This window comes from Lysobacter arenosi (assembly GCF_016613475.2).
GTDB classification, from domain to species: Bacteria; Pseudomonadota; Gammaproteobacteria; order Xanthomonadales; family Xanthomonadaceae; genus Lysobacter_J; species Lysobacter_J arenosi.
In genome coordinates this window covers 1,737,653-1,760,062 of sequence record NZ_CP071517.1, presented here as the reverse complement: position 1 = coordinate 1,760,062, position 22,410 = coordinate 1,737,653, and the positions used below count along the sequence as shown (strand labels likewise).

The following is a 22,410-nucleotide window of genomic DNA, read 5'->3' as shown; positions in this document are numbered from 1 at the left end:
ACAGCGCGCTCATGCCGCCACGCTCCGACCCAGCCGCACCGGGATCGACTTCGACGCCGGCGTGCGCGCGCGTTCGGCATGGTGGTCGAGCGGAACCAGTGCGTTGGTCTCGGGGAAATAGCTGGCCAGGCAGCCTTCGGGGATGTCGTACTCGACCAGGCGGAACCCGCTCACCGTGCGCTCGCCGTCGGACCACACCGAGGTGATGTCGACCAGCTCGCCGTCCTGGAAGCCAAGGCGGCGCAGGTCGGCGGCGTTGATGAAGCACACGCGGCGCAGGCCGTGCACGCCGCGGTAGCGGTCATCGAGACCATAGACGGTGGTGTTGTACTGGTCGTGCGAGCGGATGGTCATCAGGGTGAACAACTTGCCGTCCCGCGATTCATCCGCCGACAGCAGCGGATGGGCATGGAACGTCGCCTTGCCGCTGGCGGTCGGAAATTCCCGCTCGCGCCCGGGATGGCGCAGGTGGAATCCGCCCGAGGCGCGCACGCGCGAATTGAAATCGGTGAAGCCGTCGATGACGCGGGCGATGCGATCACGGATGCGGTCGTAGTCTTCCACCAGCCACAACCACGGCGTGCGGCTTTGCGGCAGCGTCGCCGCGGCCAGGCGCGCGACGATCGCCGGCTCCGACAGCAACTGATCCGAGGCCGGCGGGTTCATGCCCGACGACAGGTGCACCATGCTCATCGAGTCCTCAACGGTCACCGCCTGCGGGCCCGAGGCCTGCAGGTCGATCTCGGTGCGCCCCAGGCACGGCAGGATCAGCGCCTGTCGCCCGTGCACCAGGTGCGAGCGGTTGAGCTTGGTGCTGACGTGCACGGTGAGCTGGCAGCGGCGCAGCGCCTCGATGACGCGCGCGCTGTCGGGCGTGGCCGCGGCGAAGTTGCCGCCCATGGCGAAGAACACACCGGCACGCCCGTCATGCATGGCCTCGATCGCGGCGATGGTGTCGTGGCCGTGCGCGCGCGGCGGCTGGAAGTCGAACTCGGCGCCGAGACGATCGAGGAACGCCGGCGACGGCTGCTCGTAGATGCCCATCGTGCGATCACCTTGCACGTTGGAATGGCCGCGCACCGGGCAGGGGCCCGCGCCGGGCCGGCCGATGTTTCCGCGCAGCAGCAGCAGGTTGGCCAGCATCTGGATGGTGGCGACGCTGCGTGCATGCTGGGTGATGCCCATGCCCCAGCACAGGATCGTCGCCGGGCTGTCGATGTAGGTCTGCGCGGCGTGTTCGAGTTCGGCGCGGGTCAGGCCCGACTCGCGTTCCAGCGTGTCCCAGGCCGTGGCGCGCAGCGACGACGCGAACTGATCGAAGCCGCTGGTATGGGCGGCGATGAAGTCGGCATCGACCGCGCCGCGTTCGACCACCACCTTGGCCAGCGCCGTCGCCACCGCGAGATCGCCGCCGATGCGTGGCTGGTAGTACTCCGAAGCGATGCGCGTGCCGCTGCCGCCAAGCATGTCGGCCGGCGACTGCGGGTTGGCGAAACGTTCCAGTCCGCGTTCCCGCAGCGGATTGAACACGACGATGCGGCAGCCGCGGCGCGCCGCCGTGCGCAGCTCGCCGAGCATGCGCGGATGATTGGTGCCGGGATTCTGGCCGAAGATGAAGATCGCATCGGCGAGCTCGAAATCCTCCAGCGTGACCGAGCCCTTGCCGCTGCCCAGCTGCTCGGTCAGCGCCACGCCCGACGCCTCGTGGCACATGTTCGAGCAGTCGGGCAGGTTGTTGGTGCCGTACTCGCGCACGAACAGCTGGTAGAGGAACGCCGCCTCGTTGGAGGTGCGGCCGGAGGTGTAGAAGATCGCCTCGTCGGGTGACGGCAAGGCATTGAGGGCGTCAGCCACCATCGCGAACGCGCCGTCCCAGTCGATCGGGCGGTAATGGTCACTGCCGGCGTCGTAGACCATCGGCTCGGTCAGGCGACCCTCCGCTTCGAGCAGGCGATCCTCCCACTGCGCCAGTTCGCTGACGCTGTTCGCGGCGAAGAACTCGCGCGTCACCCGCTTGGACGTCGCCTCGTTGGCGACCGCCTTGACGCCGTTCTCGCAGAACTCGAACGTCGAATGCACATTGCGGTCCGGCCAGGCGCAACCCGGGCAGTCGAAGCCGCGCGGCTGATTGGCGCGCAGCAATGTGCTGGCACCCTTGACCACCACCTGCTGCTCGCGCAGGGCCTGCCAGGAACTCTTCAGTGCATCCCAGCCACCGGCGGGCTTTTCGTACGGGTCGATGGGCTTGTTGTCGGTCATCTGCATTCGGTCGTCTGCCGGCGGTCGCGCCGGCATGCGCCGATGATAGGCCTGTTGCCGTCGCTCCGGGCTGAAGCCCCGTCCGACACTGGTCCGCTCGTGGCATAGTCGCGACCGTTGACTTCAAGAGGGGCGGGAATGCGCATCAGCTTTGTAGTGCCTGCCATGCTGGCGGTACTGGTGGCGTTGGCGGGTTGCAGCGAAAAGCGCAGCGGCATGGATGCCGGCGGTTCGGCGCCCGCGCAGGCCACCGCCAACCGCGCCGGCTCGATGCTGGCCTACGAACACAGTGTCGTCGTCTGGCTGGACGCCGGGCAGATTCCGCAGCGGCTTCAGACCGTGCGCGATGCGTGCAGCCAGCAGCGCGTCGGTGACTGCACCGTGCTCGATGTCGACCAGCAGGCCGGCGACACGCGCAGCGCCAGCCTGACCGTGCGCGTGGTGCCGGCCGGCGTCGAGCCGCTGATCAGCCTGGCCGGCAAGGACGGCGAAATCGGCCATCGCCGCACGCACGCCGAGGACTTGGCCGTGGCCGTGCGCGACAACGACCTCCAGCGCCAGCGATTGCAGAATGAGCGCACCCAGCTCCAGGCGTTCCAGCAGCGACGCGATCTTGCCGTCGCCGACATGATCGCGCTCTCGCGGCAGCTTGCCGAGGTCGAGGCGCAGTTGCAGGCGGCCGAGCAGGAAGGCGCGCAGCACCGCATGCGCATCGACACGCAGAAGCTCACCATCTCGTTCCTGCCGCCGGCCGGGCAGAGCGGTCGCAGCGAAATCGGCCAGGCCCTGCGGGATTTCGGCGAGACCCTGGCGATGGGCACTGCATGGACGATCCGCGCCGCGGCGTTCCTGATTCCGCTGGGACTGGTGGTGCTGGTGGCGGTGTGGTTGTGGCGGCGCCTGCGCCGACGAGGAGGGCGCTGACATGCGCACCATGGTTCTGGCATTGACGCTGCTGCTTGCATCGACGCCGGCAATGGCAGGCACGTGCCCACCCGACGGCTGGAGCGTGGAGAAGCTCCAAGCGCTGAAGCATTCACAGTTCGTGGTCGCCGATCCCGGCGAGCGCGCGTCCCTGGCTCTGGCACTGCTGGACTGCCTAGGCGAAACCAATCCGCAAGTGCGCGACGGCATCGCCTACGAGGGACTGGCGGCGTGGATGCGCAAGGGCGAGCTGGCACCGGAAACATTGCGGCCGATGCGCGAGCGCCTGTACGCGATGCTGTCCGAGCCCGATCCCGATGGCGTGCGCTGGCCGTTCGCGGCACTGGTGCTGGCCGAAGTGGCGCGCACCGACCGCACCACGCCATGGATGACGCCGGCGGAGCGGGCGACGATCGTGGTGCGCGCTGCGACGTACTTCACGTCGGTGCGTGACTATCGCGGCTTCGAGGCCGACGTCGGCTGGCGCCACGGTGTCGCCCACGGCGCCGACTGGCTGATGCAGCTGAGCCTGAATCCGGCCCTGGACGGGCCGCAGTTGAACCGCATCGTCGATGCCATCGCGGTGCAGGTGGTTCCCGCCAGCGGCCACGCCTACATCTTCGGCGAGCCGCAGCGGATGGCGGCGCCGCTGGTGTATGCGGCGCAACGCGGCGTCCGCGACGAGGCGGCGTGGACGGCCTGGTTCGCTGCGATGCTGCCGCGGCTCGGCGATCCGGCGCTGGCATGGCGCGACAGCGCCTGGCTCGGGCGCCGGCATGATCTGAGCGCGTTCCTGGAAGCGGTCTACGTCGAGGCCGATCTGTCCACGGACCCGCGCGTCAAGACGCTGCTGCCGGGTGTGACCGCGGCGCTCAAGGCACTGCCCTGACATTCGATACCGGAGGGGTCAGTCCTCTTCGGTATCGAACTCCACCAGCACGTCGAGATCGAAGGCCAGCGCCTCGACCGCGTCGCGCACCCGCGCCGCGGTGGCCAGGTTGGGAGCCTCGATCTCCAGGGCGTGCTGCCCCGGTCCCTGGTCATCGACGAGGCCGGCCGAACTCGAATCGTCGTCGTCCAGGTGCGACATCAGGTCGTCCACCTCCTCGATGTGTTCGATGCCGTCGAGGCTGGTGAGGAGGTTGCTGATGGCGCGGACGCTGTCGTCGCTGCCGGTCACTCGTAGACGCATCAAGGGCATGGCAGGGGCCTTTGGGATGGGGCCATACGAGGCTATTGACCGGCGGGATAAGACCGCGTGATGGCGCGCCGGCTACACGCCGTGGTGTCACGGTGATGGAGTAGGGTTGCCGCCATGGATACAGACACCCGAACCCCACCGACCGGCGTCACCCTGCGGCCACTGGAGCGTGGCGACCTGCATTTCGTCCATGTGCTCAACAACAACCGCAGCGTGATGGGCTACTGGTTCGAGGAGCCGTACGAATCGTTCGTCGAGCTTGAGGAGCTGTACCGCAAGCACATCCACGATCAGTCCGAACGCCGCTTCATCGTCGAGGATGGCGCGCATGAACGCGTCGGCCTGGTCGAACTGGTCGAGATCGACCACCTGCACCGCCGTGCCGAGTTCCTGATCATGATCTCGCCCGAGCAGCAGAACCACGGCTATGCACGCGAGGCGACGCGGCTGGCGATCAACTACGCCTTTCGCGTGCTGAATCTGTACAAGCTCTATCTGCTGGTCGACGTCGACAACGAGCGCGCGATCAAAATCTACGACGAAGCAGGCTTCCGCCGCGAGGGCGTGCTGATCGACGAGTTCTTCAGCGACGGCCGCTACCACGACGTGGTGCGGATGTGCCTGTTCCAGGACGAGGCACTGAATCGCGAACCCAGTCAGGTGCGAACCGCGCCATGATCCCGTCATCCCGGCGTGCGCCGGGATGACGGCATCTTTCAGCGCTTCTTCGTCTTCGGCTTGGCCTTCGACTTCGGCGCAGTCGCCGGCTTCACCGGCTTCGGCGGCGGTGCGCGCGTGGGCAGCGGCACGTTGCACAGGTCGATGTGGCCGGCCATGTGCTTGTACCACTCGTCGCGGCGGTTGCGGCGCGACTCGACCAGGTCGGTGAACAGCGGCGTGTCGGTGCGCAGCACTTCGATCGCGACGCGGTCCTTCTTCGGCACATCGGCGGCCAGGCGCACCGAGCGGATCGGCGTGCGCTGCGAAGGCTGCTCGTAGAAGCCCAGCGGGCCGGTACCGCGCGGCAGCACCGACAGCAACTCCATGCCCTTGATCACGCGACCGACGAGGGTGATGTTGCGATCGAGCTGGCGCGGCGACTGGCCGGTGACGACATACAGCTCGGTGGCGTTGCTGGAATCGGCGGCGACATCGCGACCGGCACCGACGGCGCCATAGCAGTGCGCCATCCAGGCGGTGTTGGTCGCCGGATCGCGACCGGCCGGGAAGCCGTTGGAGAAGCCGACCTGCGGTGCCCAGCCATCGGCATCGGGCAGGCGATCGAACGGCAGGCCATCGGACTTGCGCGCGAACTCCGCCGGCAGCTTGGGCTTGGTGCCGCGGCCCATCGGCTTGCGGTCCTTGTCTTCCTCGGCCGGGTCGCCCCACTGCACGACGAAGTTGTCCTGCGAACGGTTGATGCTCATCCCGTTCCAGTAGCCGTTCTTGGCCATGGCGCGGATGTTTGCCACGTGCGCCGGTGCGAATGCCGGCGCCAGTTCGATCACGACCTGGCCGCTGTCGAGATCAAGGTAAAGCGTGTTCTTCGGGTCCGGGACGCGCCAGTCCGACGGTGCGGACGCATCCAGGATTTCCTGCATCGAGCGCGGCTTGGGCGCGGCAGCGGCCGGCTCGGGTGCGGCCGGTTGGGGAGCGGCCGGCTGGGGAGCGGCCGGTTTGGGAGTTGCGGCGCCGGCTGCGGAGACCGCCAGCAGCAACGCCGACGAGAGCAGGGCGAACGACCAGTTGCGTGCCCTGGACAGGCGTTGATGCGACAGGCATGACTTCGACACGACTTACCCCCTGAGATGAACAGGCAGATTCTGGCCCAGCCCCTGCGTCGCGGCCAGCCCTTTCAGCCGCGCCGGAACGCCGGTGGTCAGAACGACTGCCGGACTATGCCGCGCTCGGTCAGGATGATGCGCCGTTCGAACCGGCGCGCCGGCTGGCCGTCCGCTTGCGTACTGTCTTTCGCGCGGTCTTCTTTGCAGCTTTCTTCGTTGCCTTCTTCGCGACCTTCTTCGCGACCTTCTTTGTTGCCTTCCTCGCGGTCTTCTTGGTTGTCTTCCTGGCGACGGTCTTCTTCGTCGCCTTCTTCGCAACCTTCCTGGTGGCCTTCTTCGTTGCCTTCCTGGCGGCAGTCTTCTTCGTCGCTTTCTTGGTGGCCTTCTTCGCACTCTTGCGGCCCGAGCCGGACTTCTTGCCACCGCCGTCCTGCTTGTTGACCGTCGCCCAGGCGATGCGCTCGGCATCCTCTTCGGGCATGCCGCGCTCGCGTTCGCTGTCTTCGATGTGTTCGGCCTGGCGCTTCTGCTTGTCGGTATAGGCGGATTTGTCACCCCGTGGCATCGCGATCCTCCTCCTCGCCGCCTGGAGTGCGGCGCAAGGCCTTGATAACAGGGACGTGGTCGAAGGGGCGGCAAGGCCATGACCAGCCCTCCGACGGGGTCATGACTAATGGCAGGTTCTGTATATAGAACTTGATAGTAGTGTTGCCATCAGCATAGCGGGACCCCCGCCCGCCAAGACTCCGTGGACCCAGTGCCATGACCGACCTCGACAGCCAGCTGCGCAAATTCCAGAAGGAGCTCAGTGCCGGCACCGTGTCGCTGGTGCTGCTGGCGGTCCTGGCCGCGGCGAGCGAGCCGATGTACGGCTACCAGATCGCCAAGCGCCTGGAGCGGACCGGGGAGGGCGTGCTCAGCGGCAAGCAGAGCGCGCTGTATCCGGTGCTGCGCAACCTCGGTGCTGCCGGCCTGCTCGACAGTCACGTCGAACCGTCGATGTCGGGTCCGCCGCGTCGTTACTACCAGATCACCGAAGCCGGCCGTGCGGTCCTGCACGAATGGATCACCGCCTGGCGCGCCACCCGTGATTCCGTCGATACCGTCCTTGAAGGACCTGACAAATGAACGCGTTCAACTCCAGCACTGCCGGCCTGCCGAGCACCATCCCCGAATACCTGGAACACCTGCGTCGCTCACTGGCCGGCGCCGATCCGGCGCTGGTGCAGGACGCGCTGTACGACGCCGAGGAATACCTGCGCTCGGAACTGGCGGAGAACCCCGGCAAGTCCGAGGCCGATGTCATCGTCGCCGTCGCCAGCAGTTACGGCGCCCCGGACGAAGTTGCCGACATCTACCGCGACACCGAGGTCAAGGTGCAGACCGCGCTGCGCCCGCCGGCGCCGCCGCCGCGCAAGTCGCTGCTTGGCCAGTTCTTCGGCGTGATCGCCGAGCCGCGCACGTACGGCGCGCTGTTCTACATGCTGCTGTCGCTGGCCACCGGCATCTTCTATTTCACCTGGGTGGTCACGGGCATCTCGCTGTCGGCCGGCCTGGGCGTGCTGATCATCGGCATTCCGTTCGTAATCCTGTACTTCGGCTCGGTGAAGATGCTGTCGCTGGTCGAGGGCCGCATCGTCGAGACCATGCTCGGCGAGCGCATGCCGCGCCGGCCGCTCTACGGCACCCGCGGGCAGCCGTTGCTGGAGCGCATCAAGGACCTCTTCATCGATCCGCGCACCTGGGCCACGCAGCTCTACTTCCTGATGATGCTGCCGCTGGGCATCCTCTACTTCGTCGTGACCGTAGCCGGACTGACGGTATCGCTGTCGATGATCGCGGCGCCGATCGCGCTGCTGCTCGGGTTTGGCTCGCACCTGTATGTCGACGACATCATGGTGTTCGGCGCGGCCGAGCCGTGGCTGTGGCCGCTGACGATAGTGGGCGGCGTGCTGCTGCTGTTCGCGACGATGCACCTGGTGCGCCTGTTCGGCCAGATGCACGGGTTGCTGGCCAAGCACATGCTGGTCAAGACGGCGCAGTACAACTGAGCGCGACGGCCCCTGGATCCCGGCGTACGCCGGGATGACAGTCAAAGTGATCCCGGCGTACGCCGGGATGACGGTGAGGGAGGCTCAGAAGTCGAACAGCTCGCCCAGCAGGTTTTTCTTCTTCTTGTGCCGGTGCTCGGAATAGCCGCCGTGTGAATCGCGCGACTGGTACGGCGACGGCGGCGGGCCATGCTGCGGTCGCTGCGCCGGCTGACGGCTGCCGTCAGCGGTGGCGCGCTCGATGAGCTTGTCGAGCTCGCCGCGGTCAAGCCAGACGCCGCGGCATTGCGGGCAGTAATCGATCTCGATGCCCTGGCGATCGGTCATCGCCAGTTTCACGTCGCGGCAGACAGGACAATCCATCGAAGGTTCCTTTGCTCGGCTTGGGATACCTTCGTGATCTGGGCGAAGCGCCCTTGAATCAAGGCTTGGCCGGTGCATCCACGGTCGATTCGACCGGAATTTCAGCAGAGCCCGCATAACGGGCGATGAAATCCCGTACCTGCGGATACACCTGAGTGCGCCAGCGGCGGCCGCTGAAGATGCCGTAATGGCCGGCGCCCTTGACGGTCAGGTGCTCCCGGTCGGCTTCCGACACGCCCGTGCACAGCGTGTGCGCGGCGCGGGTCTGGCCCTGGCCGGAGATGTCGTCCAGCTCACCTTCGATCGTCAGCAGGGCGGTGCCGTGGATGCGCGAAGGATCGACGCGCTCGCCACGCACCTCCCACAGGCCCCGCGGCAGCAGGTGTTCCTGGAACACGATGCGCACCGTCTGCAGGTAGTACTCGGCCGGCATGTCGAGCACGGCGTTGTACTCGTCGTAGAAGCGGCGATGCGCGGCGGCATCGTCGAGGTCGCCCTTGACCAGGTCCTGGTAGAAGTCCCAGTGCGAGGTGAAGTGGCGCTCGGGGTTCATCGCCACGAAGCCGACGTGCTGCAGGAAGCCCGGATAGACGCGGCGGCCGTGCCCCGGATAGTTCTGCGGCACGTGGTGGATCAGGTTGTTCTCGAACCACGCCAGCGGCTTGTCGGTGGCCAGGTCGTTGACCTTGGTCGGGTTCTGGCGGGTGTCGATCGGGCCGCCCATCATCACCAGCGAACGCGGCGTGTCCTCGCTACGCGCGGCCATCAGCGACACCGCGGCCAGCACCGGCACGGTCGGCTGGCAGACGCTGATCACATGCAGCGACTTGGCGCCGATGTGGCGGATGAATTCCTCGACGTACGCGACGTAGTCGTCGAGCGAGAACTCGCCGTCGCTGGTCGGCACCATGCGCGCATCGACCCAGTCGGTGATGTAGACCTTGTGGTCGCGCAGCAGCGTGCGCACGGTATCGCGCAGCAGCGTGGCGTGGTGGCCCGACAGCGGCGCGACAACCAGCACCGGCGGGTCGTCCTTGAGATCGCGCAGATTGCCGGCATCGTCGGCGTAGCGCTTGAAGCGCAGCAGCCGGCAGAACGGCTTGCGCAGCATCTCGCGCTCGACGACGGGGTAGGCCACGCCGTCGATGTCGACCGAGTGGATGCCGAACTCGGGCTTCTCGTAGTCCTTGCCGATCCGGTACATCAGTTCGTAGCCGGCGGCGGCCTGCGCCGCGCCCGGCAACGACGACAACCATCCGCCGTTGGCACCGAAGATCTTGGCGCTGGCTTCGGCCCAGTACGTCATCGGGGCCATCCAGGCGCGCCCAAGCTCGTGCATCTGATAGAGCATTCGTCGAATCCGGTCAGGTTGGCGGTTTGCTGCGTCGCAGCATAAGGGATCGGCGGGGCTTGAAACTGAATTGGGCTTTTGCGCTCAACCGGGATGTTCGAGGGCGACCAGACGCTCTGCAAGGGCAGGGGCCAGCCACAGGTGCGAACCCAGTGCGGTCAGGCCGAGTGCCTGGAAGCGCTGGCGATAGAAGCGCGCCGGCCGCTGCTTGAACTCGTGGTTGTCGCCGTCGGTCTCGTCTTCGCGGGTGAAGGTTTCCAGGAAGGCGACGCCGCCGCACAGCTCGGCCAATGCCGGCAGGCCGCGATCGAGTTCGCGCGTGTCCAGGTAATGCATCACGTCGCTGCACACCAGCAGGTCCACCGGCGGGCACGGACGCAGGTGCTGGAAGTCACTGAAACGCGCCAGATGCAGGTTGCGGCGCGCGCCGTAGCGGGCGATCGCATATTCGCTGCTGTCGAAACCCAGGTATTGCAGCTTCGGCCGCAGCTTCAGCAGCGGTGCGCGCCAGGCGCCTTCGCCGCAACCGATGTCGAGCACGCTGCGGATCGGCCGCTCCAGGTGGTACTCGGCGGTGGCCACGGCCAGTGCGACCTTGCGCGCCAGCCGCGCACCACTGCCGACGGCGTGGTCCTTGCTGGCGCCCTTGCGGTACCAGCGGTCGAAGTAGCTCTGGTCGTACTGCTTGCTCATCGGATCGATCGATTGCGGCCGGCGCGGGACGGGGCATCGTAATCGATCAGCGCAGAGGCAGATGGATCCCGGCGTTCGCCGGGATGACGTTGAGGAGGATGTCCCGGCATTCGCCGCGATGACGTTGAGGAGGATGTCCCGGCGTTCGCCGCGATGACGGTCATGGGAGGACGGGCAGGTATGCCATCCTATTGCCCGCATTTCGGAGCAGAACCCAATGGCCTATCTCTGGACCAAGACCGCGCACCTCGTTTTCGTGATGGCCTGGATGGGCGGGGTGTTCTACCTGCCGCGGATCCTGGTCAACCTCGCCGAAGCCGGCGACGACGCGGCCGTGCGCGCGCGCCTGGTGCTGATGGGCAAGCGCCTCTACCGCTTCGGCCACATCATGTTCGGCCTCGCCTTCGTGCTCGGCCTGACGCTGTGGCTGCACTTCAAGATTAGCGGCGGCTGGCTGCATGCCAAGCTCGCGCTGGTCGCGGTGATGCTGGCGTACTTCATCGTCAGCGGGCGCTGGCTCAAGGGCGTGGAAGCAGGCAAGGCGCTGCCTTCGTCGAAGGCGCTGCGCTGGTTCAACGAGCTGCCGGTGCTGCTGCTGGTGGCGATCGTGTACCTGGTGATCGCCAAGCCGTTCTGATCAGTCCCCTCAACACCGTTCGTCCTGAGCGGACGAACGGTGTGGGGTGTCGCGACGCTGGGTCTCGGACCCTCAGCGGAACTTCGCCGGGTCCGGCAGCGTCACCGGCACGCCGTTGCCGTCGCAGTCGCCGGCCTTGCACAGGCCGTCGCGCAGCTTCGGCATCGCCTGCAGCATGAAGTGGAAGATCGTGTTCTGCTCGACGCTGCCGCGCACCGCCTCGCTGCCAGGGCCGCGTGCCCAGATGCCGACGTCATCGCCGCCGTGCGATTCGGCGCTCATCGGCATCAGCGCTTCCTGCAGGTAGTCCGGGTCCTGGGTGTCGACATTGCGCAGGTCGGGGCGGCCGCGCTTGGGGATCTGCACGCCGCTGACCGAGTGCAGGAATTTCTTCGGGCCCTCGGCCTGCTGCGCGCTCGCGCCGACATAGCCGGGACCATTGCTGTAGCTCAACGTGGCGTAAGGCAGGCCGAGTGCGTCGATGGCGTAGTCGCCGTTCTCGCCTTCCTCGCCGCTTGCGCCACGGACCTTGCCGAGGATCGGATTGCCGCGCACCGGGTAGCCGACGAAGCTCAGCGTGTGCGAGTGGTCGGCCGTGACCAGGATCAGCGTGTCGTCGGCCGACGTTGCCTCAGCCGCAGCTTGCACCGCTTCGCTCAGGGCAATGGTGTCGGTGAGCGCGCGATAGGCATTGCCGTAGTGGTTGGCGTGGTCGATGCGGCCGCCTTCGACCAGCAGCACGTAACCGTTGCTGTTGTGCTGCAGGCGCGTGATCGCGGCGCGGGTCATCTCCGCCAGCGTCGGCTCGCCGGCGCCGTCCTTCGGGCGGTCGTGCGAGAACTGCATGTGGTCGTACTCGAACAGTCCAAGCAGCGGACCCTGCTTCGGCGCGGCGGCGAACTGCTGCGCATTCCAGACATAGGTGCCGTCGGGATGGCGCTGCTTCCACTGCGCGATCAGGTCGCGGCCGTCGAGGCGCTGGCCAACCTTGTCGTCGTACTCCGGATCGGACTGCTGGGCAGTCATGAACTCGCCGCGGCCGCCGCCCATCAGCACGTCCGGTCCGTTGCCGTACGGCGTTTCGACCAGCTGGCGCGCGATGTCGATGCAGCCGGCAGCCTTCGCCTCGTCGGGCAGATCGACGTCGTTTTCCCAGTTTCTTTCGGCCGAGTGGGTAAAGGTCGCGCCCGGCGTGGCGTGGGTGACGCGGGTGGTGGTGACCACGCCGGTACCCAGGCCCTGGCTCGCGGCCAGTTCCCACAACGTCAGGATCGGTGCCTGCAGGGCTTCCGCGCAATTCCGGCGCGCCGCCTGCTGGCCGATGCTGAGCACGCCGGCGCGCGTCTTCACGCCGGTGGCCATGGCACTCATGGTGCCGGCCGAGTCGGGCGTCTGCGAGTCGGTGTTGTAGGTCTTGCTCAACGCGGTGGCGGGGAAGCGCTCCCAGCTCAGCCGGTTGTCCTCGCCGGGGCCGCCCTTGCGCTGGCCGTCGAGGATGCGCGCGGCGGCAACCGTGGTCAGGCTCATGCCGTCGCCGACGAACAGGATCACGTTCTTCGCCTTGCCCGACATGGCGCCACGCTGTGCGGCCTGTGCTGCGCCGTCGCGGAACCACCAGGCAGGCGTCTCATCCTTCGGGTGCGCGATGACGGGCACGTCGACAGCCAGCGCGGTGCCTGCAGAGGCCGGGCGCACGCCCTGGCTGGTGCAGGCGCTGGCCAGCAGGGTGGCGGCGAGGGCAAAGCAAGCGTGCGGCAGTCGGGACATCGGGCAGGGGTATCGGCAGGCGAAACCGCGATTATGCAGTGCGTTATTGCAGTGCTGGGACACCGGCGTTGCACTCACGGGGTCGCAGCCCAGTTCCGGCTGGGATATCGTGCAAATCCGACAGGTAAAGCAAAGCGACGGTCCCGATGAAGGTGGTTTCGGCCTGGCTCCGCATCCCGTTCTGGCAGCGCGTGCTGGCCGGATTCGTGCTGGGTGCGCTCGCCGGCTGGCTGTTCGGCCATTCCGCCGAAACCTGGTTCGGCCCGCTCGGCACGATCTACGTCAACGGCATCAAGATGATCGCGGTGCCGCTGGTGTTCTTCGCGGTGATGAACGCCATCAGCAGCCTGCACGGTCAGAAGTCCGTCGCCGCGCTGGGCGGGCGCACGTTCGTCTGGTTCGCGATCACCGCGGCATTGGCGGTCGGCGTCGGCCTTTCGGTCGGCTGGTTGCTGCAACCCGGTCACGGCCTGGCCGGGCTGACGGTGGCGCCGGACTACACCGTGCGCGAAGTGCCGTCGGCGACGCAGGTGCTGCTCGACGTCATCCCGACCAATCCGTTCAAGGCGTTGAGCGACGGCAAGATCCTGCAGGTGATCGTGTTCGCCGGCCTGGTCGGCTTCGCCCTGGTCAAGCTCGGCGAGCGCACCGCGACCCTGCGCAAGCTCGCCGCCGAGGCCAGCGACACGATGGTGCAGGTCACCCGCTTCGTGCTCGAGCTGACCCCGCTGGGCACGTTCGGCCTGATCGCTTCGCTGGTCGGCGCTTACGGTTTCGAAAAGCTGCTGCCGCTGGGCACGTTCGTGTTCGCGCTGTACCTGGCGTGCGCGCTGCACATCGTCTTCGTCTACGGCAGCCTGCTGCTGGTGCATGGGCTCAACCCGCTGAAGTTCTTCCGCGGCGCGGCGCCGGGCATGCAGGTGGCGTTCGTGGCATCGTCGAGCTTCGCGGCGATGCCGGCGGCAATCCGCTCGGTGACGCACAACCTGGGCGTCGACAAGGACTACGCCGCATTCGCCGTGCCGCTGGGCGCGAGCATCAAGATGGACGGCTGCGGTGCGATCTATCCGGCGCTGACGTCGTTGTTCGTCGCGCAGTATTTCGGCCTGCACCTGGAACCGGGCCAGTACTTCACCATCCTCATCGCTTCGGTGCTGGGCAGCTTCGGCACCGCCGGCGTGCCGGGCACGGCGATCGTGATGGTGACCCTGGTGCTGTCGGCGGCCGGCCTGCCGCTGGAAGGCATCGGTTACCTGGTCGCGATCGACCGCGTGCTCGACATGATGCGCACGATGACCAACGTCACCGGACAGATGCTGGTGCCGGTGCTGGTGGCCAAGGAGACCGGCATGCTCGACCGCGAGGTCTACGAGGCCGCTTCGAGCAACCTGGGCATCGCCGAGGGCGAGCGGGCCGAGATCGGGCGTATTTGAGATTGCCCGCCCGGCAGGGCGCTAAAGCACGCGCACGCTGCCGCGGCCGTCCTTCTGCTCGAAGACGAAACGGTAGGTCAGGCTGACCGCTTCGGGAATCGCCTGGAATCCGCCACAGCTGGCAATCGTGTTCTCCCTGGTCTTCGCATCGGGGAACACGCAGCGCAGCGCAGGATCGAATCGCCAGCCGGCGACGGCCTTGGCTGCCGCGCCGAAGAATGCCGCATTGACCAGCTCAGGGCCGGGGCATTCGGGCATCTTCACCATCGGCGCCGACGAGGTGACGGCGCCGTCGCGATCGACGCTGACGCGCATGCACACGATCTGCGCCGGCAGGCGTTGCGCCAGCAGCGCATCCGGATACGCCGGCGTGGCGTTGGCGCTGTCGTCGAGCGGCATCAGGAACGATTCGTTGTCGGCCAGCTGCATCCGCGTCGTCGGCGCGATGACGGCGCTGATATCGCGCATGCCGACCTGGCCGGAGTGCGATGCGACCTCGACGCTTGCTGGCAGCGGCGCGGTTGCGCAGCCGGTGGCCAGCAGCGCAATCAACACCGGCAATGCTCGTGTCGGCATGGGGTTCAGACCCGCGAATACGACCACGACACCATGCGGCCATCGCGGTAAGGCATCACGCCATGGAACGAGCGTGCATCGTCATCGAACACCAGCGGCAGGAAGTTGCGGTCGCCTTCCCACATCGGCAGTTCGTCCAGCCGGTCCAGCGGCACCCATTCCAGCGTGCCTTCCGGGTTGCTCGCGTGCGGCGTGCCGCTGAAGCGGGTGATCACAAACACGAAGCCCAGCCAATCCTCGCCGTGCTTGCCGAATCCGGGCCAGCTGATCGTGCCGCGCAGTTGCAGTTCCTCGCAGTCGATGCCGGCCTCTTCGTGGATCTCGCGGCGCATGCCGGCGACGACATCCTCGAGCGGTTCGAGTTTGCCGCCCAGGCCGTTGTACTTGCCTAGCTGGTGATCGTCCGGGCGCGCATTGCGATGGACCATCAGCACATGACTTCCGTCGGGCGAGAGGACGTAGCCCAGGGTGGCCACGATCGGCGTGTACGGCATCAGTGTTTCGCCTCTTCGGCCTTGAGCTGCTCATCGAGCCGGGCCGCGGCACGCGTTGCGTAGTCCGCGCAGGTCATCGGCTGCGGATGCGGCGCGCTGGTGTTGGCAGGTGTCCAGCCGCTGGCGTCGGGGTGTGGCGTGATCAGCACGTCGCAGGGCAACGCGCGCACGGCATCCACGCTGCGACGGTAGTCGTCGACGATGTGCGGGTAGCGCGGATTGCTGGCCAGGTGATAGCCCGGTGCCGACAGGCTGTCGACGTAGGCGATGCGCAACGGCTTGCGGTTGCGCGTGTCGTCCCAGGTCCAGCTCATGCTGCCCGGGGTATGACCCGGCGTGAAGTGCACGGTGAAGCGCATGCCGCCCAGTTCCAGCACCTCGTCGTCGAGGACCAGGCGGTCGGCGCGCAGCGGCGGAAACTGGATCTCGTCACCGAAATGCAGGTCCGCGCTGCCGCCGCGGGCGAGCAGGGCGTCCGATTCGGCATTGCTGACCACGCGGGCGCCGGTCGCGCGCTGGATCGCGGCAAGTGGACCGGAGTGGTCGGCGTGGGCGTGGCTGTGCAGGATGTACTTGAGGTCCGATGGCGCCACGCCGAGTTCGCGCATGCGCGCCAGGATCATGTCCGCGGCCTGCGGCATGCCGCCGTCGATCAGCACGGCGCCGGCGTCGGTCTTTACCAGCAACGCGCTCAGGCCGGCCGTGCCGACGTACCAGGTGTGGTCGCCGATGCGGAACGGTGGCACCGGTTGCCGCCATTCCTCCTTGGTTTCATAGGCCTTCAATTGCGGCAAGGCCGGTTCCGCTTTCCGCGGCGGCGCTGCGGCCGCAGGCGAGGCGATTGCGATCAGCAGCAGGGAGGCGACAGCGGAAACGCGCGGCATGGGCATCGGCAACGGCTCACGAGGGGGCGCACAGTTTCGGCGATTTTGATGCGGCCGATATGTGCCGGTGTTCACCCGTTGTGTCTGGTTGTCGCCTACACCTTCGGCAGCGTGTTGCGCCGGTACACCAATCGCACCGCCAGCAAGGCCACCGGGATCGGCAGCACCAGGCCGCACACCGACAGCCAGCCCGGGTGCGGGATCTTGAGGATCATGCCGAGTACGCCGGACATCACCACCAGCGCGACCAGCAGCGCGGCGGCGGTCTGGTGGCGGGCGATCTTCGCCCCGACCAGGGCGCCGGTGAACGTGCCCAGCAGCCAGGCCAGCAGCACCATGAGCTTGGCGCCGAGCGGCATCTGCGCGACGAAGGCGGCGAAGGCGGCCTCGTTGGCCGGATCGGTGATGTCCAGCCCCGGCGGTGGCGGCCAGGCCGAGTGGCCAAGCATTTCCACCAGCATGATCATCGCTACTGCGACTGCCACGCCGACCAGCATGCCCAGGATCGTCCGCCCCATGATGTCGTCCTCGATTGCCTGCTCGATTCCCTGGGCGCGAGGATCGCCCGGGCGCGGCCATGCCGCAAGCTCACGCGTGCCGCGCATAATCGTCCCTCCGCCGATCCACGCACCACGGAGCCAGGAATGCCTGCTGCTGTTCCCCGTTTGCTCGCCTTTGCCGGAAGCCTGCGCCAGGGCTCCTACAACCGGCGCCTGATCCATGTCCTGGTCGAGGGCGCGCGCACTGCCGGGGCGGAGGTGACGCTGATCGAGCTGCGCGACTATTCGCTGCCGGTCTACGACGGCGACATCGAGGCGGCGGGCATGCCCGATGCGGTGCGTCAGTTGCAGGCGCTGATGGCCAGCCACGACGGGCTGCTGATCAGCACGCCGGAGTACAACGGTTCGATGCCGGCGCTGGTGAAGAACACGCTCGACTGGATCTCGCGGCCGACCGACGCCGGCGGGTCCGGTGTCGCGTTGTTCCAGGACAAGGTCGCCGGCATCGTGTCGGCGTCGCCCGGTCCGCTCGGCGGACTGCGTTCTCTGCTGGTGTTGCGTGATGCGCTTGCAAAACTTGGCCTGCTGGTGGTGCCGCAGCAGGTCGCCGTTGGTCAGGCCGCCGACAAGCTGCCCGATTACGGCATCCTCAACGACGATCGACTCAGGAACGGTGTGCACGGCGTGGCCAATGCCGTAGTGCGCCACGTGCGGGCGACCCTCGCCTGATCTTCAAAGCCACGCATCCCACAGCGGAGCCCAGCCATGAGCGGTAGACAGCGTGAACTGAACCTGCGTTTCCTCGCCGAGCCGTCCGACGTCAATTACGGCGGCAAGGTCCACGGTGGCGTGGTGATGAAGTGGATCGACCAGGCCGGGTATGCGGCGGCGGTCGGCTGGGCCGGGACCTACAGCGTGACGGTGGCCGTGGGCGGTATCCGCTTCGTCGCGCCGATCCGCATTTCCGACATGGTCACGGTGCACACCAAGCTGGTGCACACCGGCACGACCAGCATGCATTTCGCGGTCGACGTGAAGGCGCGCGATCCGATGGATGGCCCGGAGTGCGACCGGTTGTGCACGCACTGCGTGATCGTCTTCGTCGCGCTGGACGGTGTCGACGGCAAGCCCACGCCGGTGCCGCCGTGGACGCCGCTCACCGACGTCGACCGGCACCTGGGCGAGTACGCGCTCAAGGTGATGGACCTGAGCAAGGGCATCGAGGCGACGATGAACGAGCTGAGCCAGGTGGCGCAGGAAGTCTGAGACGAAAAAGGCCGCCCTGGGGGCGGCCTTTCGGCAAGCGCGCTGTCGCGTCGCTCAGATGCCGTCGAGGCGGCGTGCCTGCATGAACTTCGCGCTCCAGTAGCCGGTGTCCATGCTCGACACCTGGACGTCCTTGCCGCGGCTCGGAGCGTGCACGAAGCGGCCTTCGCCGACGTAGATGCCGACATGGTCGACGCGGCCGCGACGGCCGAAGAACACCAGGTCGCCGGCGTTGAGCTTGGCGCGGTCGGTGACCAGCTCGCCGCTCTTGGCCATTTCGCGCGAGACGCGCGGCAGGTCGATGCCCAGGGCGTTGCGGAACACGTAGCCGACCAGGCCGCTGCAATCGAAGCCCTTGTTCGGATCGGTGCCGCCCCAGCGGTACGGGGTGCCAAGCAGGGCCATCGCGCGCTGCAGAACGGTGGCGATCTTGCCTTGCTGCGCCGGCGGCACGGACGCGGCAGCGTCGATGGCACCCGGGGGCGAACAGGCGGTTGAGGTCGGTGGCCAGCAGCAGGGCGCGATCGGACAGGCCCATCGCTTCGGGCAGCATGTTGCTGGTGGTCGGGGCCGGTGCGTCGGCCGAGTCAGCGGCCAGCGACGAGGACGGCACCTGCTGGGCGAACGCCGGCACAGCCAGCACGGCCAGCATGGCAGCGAGGAAGAATTGGACGCCCGCCCGGAAGGGGCGGCGGAAGGTTACGGCGGCTTGGCCGGAGCGGGGCGGGTTGAGCGTCACGCGGTCATCACGAAGTCGTCGACCGGGGGATCATGCCTGCCAAACCCTTGGATTGGGTTCATTTTTCGTTAAAAAGTCATTAAGCGGACTGTGGATGGTCACAATTCGTGCCACTGCTAAGTCCAAGTCCCCGTTCATTAAAATTACTGAACCACCTAGTTCAGCACACGCTTGGCTCCGCTGTAGTGGTCCCGCCAGTAGCTGCCGTCCAGTGTGTCCAGGCGGACGGTTCCGCCGGTGCTGGGCGCATGCACAAAGCGGCCTTCGCCTACATATATGCCGACGTGACTGACGTTGCCGCCTTGGCCAAAGAACACCAGGTCGCCGGCGGCGAGGCGGTCGGGGACGATCTTCGGGCCTTGGAAGCTGGCCAGGTCGCGCGAAGTCCGCGGCAGGCGCAGGTCGAGCATGTCGCGGTAGACATAGTTGACCAGCCCGCTGCAGTCGAAGCCGCTTTCCGGCGTGTTGCCGCCGTACCGGTAGGGCGTGCCGACCAGGCTGATCGCCCGCATCAGCACCGCATTGGCGGCGGCCGGATCGGCGGGCTGGACCGCAGGCCACGCCCGGGCCGGTGGCCGCGACTGGCGTACGGTCTGCTGGCTGCCACCGCAGGCGGCGAGGGCCAGGCAGAGCACCGCGAGGGAAATGGTGCGCGCTCCGCGCAGTGGCGCGGGGGCGGTCTTGCCGGGATAATGCGGCGCTTTCGTCACGGCCGTTAGCTTGGCCGTTCATGTTGCCGACGGTCAAGCCGTCGCCGCCCCCAGCTGCCGTATCGGCGGCAGCATTCCATTTCGAGCCCCCTGCAATGAACATCGAGAAAGATCGCGTCGTCCTTTTCCATTACTCCGTCTCCGAGCAGGGCCAGGAGACGCTTGAAAGTTCGGAAGGCCGCGAGCCGCTGGCGATCCTGATCGGCCACGGCAACATCATCCCGGGCCTGGAGAAGGCGATGGAAGGCCATGTCGCCGGCGACAAGTTCGAAGTCGACGTCGCTGCGGTCGATGCCTACGGCGAGCGTCGCGAGGGCCTGACCCAGCGCGTGCCGAAGAAGCATTTCCAGGGTGCGCGCCTGGAGCCGGGCATGCAGGCCGTGCTGCCGACCAACTTTGGTCCGCGCGCCGTCACGATCCAGAAGGTCGGCATGAGCGTGGTCGACGTCGATCTCAACCATCCGATGGCCGGCAAGGATCTGCACTTCGCCATTGAGATCGTGGAAGTGCGTGAAGCTTCGGCCGAAGAAGTCGAGCACGGCCATGTCCACGGTGAAGGTGGTCATCAGCACTGATCGCTGACCTCCTTTCAGCGAACTGACGGCCCGCGAAAGCGGGCCGTTTTCGTTTGCGCCGCCGGCAGGCCCGCATCTCATCAGCCCTGTCACGTCATCCCGGCGAACGCCGGGATCCATTCCGACTTTGCCCTTGCTCCCCACGCCCATGCTTTAATCGGCGCTTCTCCTGGGGAGGGGTGCGTCGATGGCGGCAACTGGCTTGCACTGGGCGCGGATCGTCGCGCTGGCACTGGCGATTGGCACGGTCGCTGTGGCGAATGCCGCCGCCGCTCCACCCCAGGTCGCCTTGCCCGCGGCTCCCGCCGATACCCCAGACACGGCCGTCGATGCACTCGCGCCGCCACCGCCGCGTGCGGTCGATGCCGCCGACCTGTCGGCCTATGTCGACGGCGTGATCGAAGGCTACATGCGCCGCCTCGGCATCGCCGGCGTCACCGTGGCGGTGGTCGATCAGCAGGGGCCGCTGCTGCTGCGCGGCTACGGCATGGCCGCGCAGTCGCCGCATCGCGATGTCGATCCGGCGCGCACGCTGTTCCGCGTCGGTTCGGTGTCCAAGACCTTCACCTATCTGGAGGCGCTCAAGCTCATCGACGCCGGCAAGCTGTCGCTGGATGCGCCGGTCAACGATTACCTGCCGGCCGACCTGCGCCTGCCCGATGACGGCTATCCGCCGGTGCTGGTGCGCCACCTGCTCACCCACAGCGCCGGCTACGAAGACACCGCACTCGGTCACCTGTTCGCCAGCGCGCCGGAAAGTTCGCTGAGCCTGCATGACTACCTGCTCAATCACCGGCCGGCGCGCGTACGTGCGCCGGGCACGCATGCGGTCTACTCGAACTATTCGCTGGCGCTGCTCGGCGCCGTGCTGGCGCGGGTCAACGACGTGCCGTTCGAGGCGCTGGCCGAGCGCGACCTGTTCGAGCCGATGGGCATGCCGTTGACGACCTTCCGCGAGCCGCTCGGACAGGGCGACGCGCGCAGTGCCGATGCGCGCTTCCAGGGGCTGTGGTCACAGGGTTTCAAGCGCGAAGGCGGCGGCTACACCAGCGAGCCGTTCGAGTACATCGCGCAGATCGCGCCGGCCGGCAGCGTCTCCAGCAATGCCGCCGACATGGCGCGCTACCTGACGATGCTGGTCAATCGCGGCCAGCTCGATGGCCGCCAGATCATTCCGGCCGCGGCCTTCGCGCGCCTGGAAGGCGAACCGCTGTTCCGCAACGCGCCCGATGCCACCGGCTTCGCCTACGGTTTCTTCCGCAAGCGCTACGGCCAGGTGCAGAGCCTGGAGCACGGTGGGGCGACGCTGTATTTCCATTCCAACCTGGTGGCCGTGCCGGAACTGGGTTTTGGCGTGTTTGTCTCGACCAATACCGACAACGGCGCGCGACTGGCCGCGGAACTGCCGCAATTGCTGTTGCAGCGCTACTTCCCGCGCGCCCGCGATGCCGCACTGCCCGCGCCGCCGAAGGACTTCGCCACGCGTGGCCTCGTCTACGCCGGCAAGTACCTGGGCGAACGCCGCCCGTTCCTCGGCTTCGAGAAACTGCTGCTGGCCAGTGCCGCCACCGTCGCTGTCACCGACGACGGCTACCTGACCCTGACCGCAGGCGGTGAAAGCTCGCGCTGGGTTGAGGAGAAGCCGCATGTGTTCCGTGCCCTGCAGGGTCCGGGGCGCCTGGCCTTCCTCGTCGGCCAGGACGGTGCGGTCACCGGTTTCGTCAGTCCCGGTGGCCACGATGTCTACGACCGCGCCGGCACGCTCGATGATTCGCAACTGCTGATCGCACTTATCGTGTTGGCGGCGCTGACCGCGCTGGCCGTCATCACCGGCGCCTGGATGCGACGCTGGAAGCGCCGCAACGGCGAAGCGATGGCGGCGATGCGCAGCGCGCAATGGCTGTACATCACCGCGGCGGCCTGGCTGGTGCTGGCCGTGCTGCTGGCCATCGCCGCCGTCGGCATCGTCCAGGGCGGCGATGCGTTGATGTTCAGCTATCCGGGCCTGCCGCTGCGGCTGGCGTTGTGGTGGGCGTTGCCGGTCATGCTGCTGACGGCGGTGTGCATCGTGCAGTTGTGGCCGGCATGGCGGGCGCGCACCTGGGGCTTCTGGCGCAAGCTGAGGCACACCGGCGCCGTCGCGATCTTCGCCTTCGCCGCCGTGCTGATGTGGTCCTGGAACATGGTTGGCTGGAAACTCTGA

24 protein-coding genes and 1 pseudogene are annotated in these 22,410 nt (G+C 67.3%); 11 read left to right on the top strand and 14 right to left on the bottom strand.

Annotation, left to right across the window (positions count from 1 at the left end; genetic code table 11):
* Nucleotides 1-9: 9 nt before the first annotated feature.
* A complete protein-coding gene (locus HIV01_RS08150) occupies nucleotides 10-2,259 on the bottom strand; it encodes an FdhF/YdeP family oxidoreductase (RefSeq protein WP_200609486.1) in 2,250 nt (749 codons plus the stop codon).
* Nucleotides 2,260-2,397: 138 nt separating this feature from the next.
* Here HIV01_RS08150 and HIV01_RS08145 point away from each other — a divergent pair, with 138 nt between their 5' ends.
* Together HIV01_RS08145 and HIV01_RS08140 are read left to right on the top strand one after the other, a co-directional pair.
* The gene (locus HIV01_RS08145; protein WP_245156947.1) at nucleotides 2,398-3,183 is read left to right on the top strand and encodes a DUF4349 domain-containing protein; all 786 of its coding nucleotides are present in this window, start codon (nucleotides 2,398-2,400) and stop codon (nucleotides 3,181-3,183) included.
* 1 nt (nucleotide 3,184) lies between these two features.
* Nucleotides 3,185-4,072, top strand: coding sequence for a DUF2785 domain-containing protein (locus HIV01_RS08140; RefSeq protein WP_200609484.1), 888 nt, complete (start codon nucleotides 3,185-3,187; stop codon nucleotides 4,070-4,072).
* Between the two features lie 18 nt (nucleotides 4,073-4,090).
* Here HIV01_RS08140 and HIV01_RS08135 read toward each other — a convergent pair whose 3' ends face one another.
* Nucleotides 4,091-4,384 (bottom strand): hypothetical protein, encoded by a 294-nt coding sequence (locus HIV01_RS08135; RefSeq protein WP_158731763.1) that lies wholly within the window; start codon nucleotides 4,382-4,384, stop codon nucleotides 4,091-4,093.
* A 114-nt stretch (nucleotides 4,385-4,498) separates the two neighbouring features.
* Here HIV01_RS08135 and speG point away from each other — a divergent pair, with 114 nt between their 5' ends.
* A complete protein-coding gene (speG, locus tag HIV01_RS08130) occupies nucleotides 4,499-5,062 on the top strand; it encodes a spermidine N1-acetyltransferase (protein WP_200609482.1) in 564 nt (187 codons plus the stop codon).
* Nucleotides 5,063-5,100: 38 nt separating this feature from the next.
* Here speG and HIV01_RS08125 read toward each other — a convergent pair whose 3' ends face one another.
* A complete protein-coding gene (locus tag HIV01_RS08125) occupies nucleotides 5,101-5,985 on the bottom strand; it encodes a peptidylprolyl isomerase (protein ID WP_200609558.1) in 885 nt (294 codons plus the stop codon).
* Nucleotides 5,986-6,295: 310 nt separating this feature from the next.
* Nucleotides 6,296-6,733, bottom strand: coding sequence for a hypothetical protein (locus tag HIV01_RS08120; RefSeq protein ID WP_200609480.1), 438 nt, complete (start codon nucleotides 6,731-6,733; stop codon nucleotides 6,296-6,298).
* Nucleotides 6,734-6,930: 197 nt separating this feature from the next.
* Here HIV01_RS08120 and HIV01_RS08115 point away from each other — a divergent pair, with 197 nt between their 5' ends.
* Nucleotides 6,931-7,296 carry a PadR family transcriptional regulator gene (locus HIV01_RS08115; protein WP_200609478.1) on the top strand — a complete coding sequence of 122 codons (366 nt, stop codon included), beginning with the start codon at nucleotides 6,931-6,933 and terminating at the stop codon, nucleotides 7,294-7,296.
* Nucleotides 7,293-8,219, top strand: a complete 927-nt coding sequence (locus HIV01_RS08110; protein ID WP_200609476.1) for a sensor domain-containing protein — start codon at nucleotides 7,293-7,295, stop codon at nucleotides 8,217-8,219. The genes HIV01_RS08115 and HIV01_RS08110 overlap by 4 nt, the downstream gene beginning before the upstream one ends.
* Nucleotides 8,220-8,303: 84 nt before the next feature.
* On the opposite strand, the gene HIV01_RS08105 is transcribed toward HIV01_RS08110, so the two are convergent.
* The 3 genes from HIV01_RS08105 to HIV01_RS08095 all read right to left on the bottom strand — a co-directional run bounded on the left by HIV01_RS08105 (nucleotide 8,304) and on the right by HIV01_RS08095 (nucleotide 10,626).
* A complete protein-coding gene (locus HIV01_RS08105) occupies nucleotides 8,304-8,582 on the bottom strand; it encodes a TFIIB-type zinc ribbon-containing protein (RefSeq protein ID WP_200609474.1) in 279 nt (92 codons plus the stop codon).
* A 58-nt stretch (nucleotides 8,583-8,640) separates the two neighbouring features.
* Complete coding sequence (locus HIV01_RS08100; protein WP_200609472.1) at nucleotides 8,641-9,933, bottom strand: polyhydroxyalkanoate depolymerase; 1,293 nt, start codon at nucleotides 9,931-9,933, stop codon at nucleotides 8,641-8,643.
* An 84-nt stretch (nucleotides 9,934-10,017) separates the two neighbouring features.
* Nucleotides 10,018-10,626 carry a class I SAM-dependent DNA methyltransferase gene (locus HIV01_RS08095; RefSeq protein WP_200609470.1) on the bottom strand — a complete coding sequence of 203 codons (609 nt, stop codon included), beginning with the start codon at nucleotides 10,624-10,626 and terminating at the stop codon, nucleotides 10,018-10,020.
* A gap of 217 nt (nucleotides 10,627-10,843) precedes the next feature.
* Here HIV01_RS08095 and HIV01_RS08090 point away from each other — a divergent pair, with 217 nt between their 5' ends.
* Nucleotides 10,844-11,263: a CopD family protein gene (locus tag HIV01_RS08090; RefSeq protein WP_200609468.1), complete on the top strand. Its 420-nt coding sequence runs from the start codon at nucleotides 10,844-10,846 to the stop codon at nucleotides 11,261-11,263.
* 72 nt (nucleotides 11,264-11,335) lie between these two features.
* On the opposite strand, the gene HIV01_RS08085 is transcribed toward HIV01_RS08090, so the two are convergent.
* Nucleotides 11,336-13,030, bottom strand: coding sequence for an alkaline phosphatase (locus HIV01_RS08085; protein ID WP_200609466.1), 1,695 nt, complete (start codon nucleotides 13,028-13,030; stop codon nucleotides 11,336-11,338).
* Between the two features lie 146 nt (nucleotides 13,031-13,176).
* On the opposite strand from HIV01_RS08085, the gene HIV01_RS08080 reads away from it, so the two are divergent.
* Nucleotides 13,177-14,463, top strand: coding sequence for a dicarboxylate/amino acid:cation symporter (locus HIV01_RS08080; RefSeq protein WP_200609464.1), 1,287 nt, complete (start codon nucleotides 13,177-13,179; stop codon nucleotides 14,461-14,463).
* 21 nt (nucleotides 14,464-14,484) lie between these two features.
* On the opposite strand, the gene HIV01_RS08075 is transcribed toward HIV01_RS08080, so the two are convergent.
* The 4 genes from HIV01_RS08075 to HIV01_RS08060 all read right to left on the bottom strand — a co-directional run bounded on the left by HIV01_RS08075 (nucleotide 14,485) and on the right by HIV01_RS08060 (nucleotide 17,022).
* Complete coding sequence (locus HIV01_RS08075; RefSeq protein ID WP_200609462.1) at nucleotides 14,485-15,039, bottom strand: hypothetical protein; 555 nt, start codon at nucleotides 15,037-15,039, stop codon at nucleotides 14,485-14,487.
* Nucleotides 15,040-15,044: 5 nt separating this feature from the next.
* The gene (locus HIV01_RS08070) at nucleotides 15,045-15,533 is read right to left on the bottom strand and encodes an NUDIX hydrolase (RefSeq protein WP_200609460.1); all 489 of its coding nucleotides are present in this window, start codon (nucleotides 15,531-15,533) and stop codon (nucleotides 15,045-15,047) included.
* Nucleotides 15,533-16,417, bottom strand: a complete 885-nt coding sequence (gene bla, locus HIV01_RS08065) for a subclass B3 metallo-beta-lactamase (protein ID WP_200609458.1) — start codon at nucleotides 16,415-16,417, stop codon at nucleotides 15,533-15,535. The genes HIV01_RS08070 and bla overlap by 1 nt, the downstream gene beginning before the upstream one ends.
* Before the next feature lie 95 nt (nucleotides 16,418-16,512).
* The gene (locus HIV01_RS08060) at nucleotides 16,513-17,022 is read right to left on the bottom strand and encodes a hypothetical protein (RefSeq protein WP_200609456.1); all 510 of its coding nucleotides are present in this window, start codon (nucleotides 17,020-17,022) and stop codon (nucleotides 16,513-16,515) included.
* A gap of 39 nt (nucleotides 17,023-17,061) precedes the next feature.
* Here HIV01_RS08060 and HIV01_RS08055 point away from each other — a divergent pair, with 39 nt between their 5' ends.
* Together HIV01_RS08055 and HIV01_RS08050 are read left to right on the top strand one after the other, a co-directional pair.
* On the top strand, nucleotides 17,062-17,646 hold the full coding sequence (locus HIV01_RS08055; RefSeq protein ID WP_200609454.1) for an NADPH-dependent FMN reductase: 585 nt from the start codon (nucleotides 17,062-17,064) through the stop codon (nucleotides 17,644-17,646).
* A gap of 36 nt (nucleotides 17,647-17,682) precedes the next feature.
* On the top strand, nucleotides 17,683-18,183 hold the full coding sequence (locus tag HIV01_RS08050; RefSeq protein WP_200609452.1) for an acyl-CoA thioesterase: 501 nt from the start codon (nucleotides 17,683-17,685) through the stop codon (nucleotides 18,181-18,183).
* A 54-nt stretch (nucleotides 18,184-18,237) separates the two neighbouring features.
* Here HIV01_RS08050 and HIV01_RS08045 read toward each other — a convergent pair.
* Nucleotides 18,238-18,835, bottom strand: a pseudogene (locus tag HIV01_RS08045) (C40 family peptidase).
* Between the two features lie 242 nt (nucleotides 18,836-19,077).
* Entirely contained in the window at nucleotides 19,078-19,557 is a 480-nt protein-coding gene (locus HIV01_RS08040) for a C40 family peptidase (protein ID WP_425600269.1), read from the bottom strand.
* A 170-nt stretch (nucleotides 19,558-19,727) separates the two neighbouring features.
* Here HIV01_RS08040 and HIV01_RS08035 point away from each other — a divergent pair, with 170 nt between their 5' ends.
* Entirely contained in the window at nucleotides 19,728-20,207 is a 480-nt protein-coding gene (locus HIV01_RS08035) for an FKBP-type peptidyl-prolyl cis-trans isomerase (RefSeq protein WP_200609446.1), read from the top strand.
* A gap of 187 nt (nucleotides 20,208-20,394) precedes the next feature.
* The gene (locus HIV01_RS08030) at nucleotides 20,395-22,410 is read left to right on the top strand and encodes a serine hydrolase domain-containing protein (RefSeq protein ID WP_200609444.1); all 2,016 of its coding nucleotides are present in this window, start codon (nucleotides 20,395-20,397) and stop codon (nucleotides 22,408-22,410) included.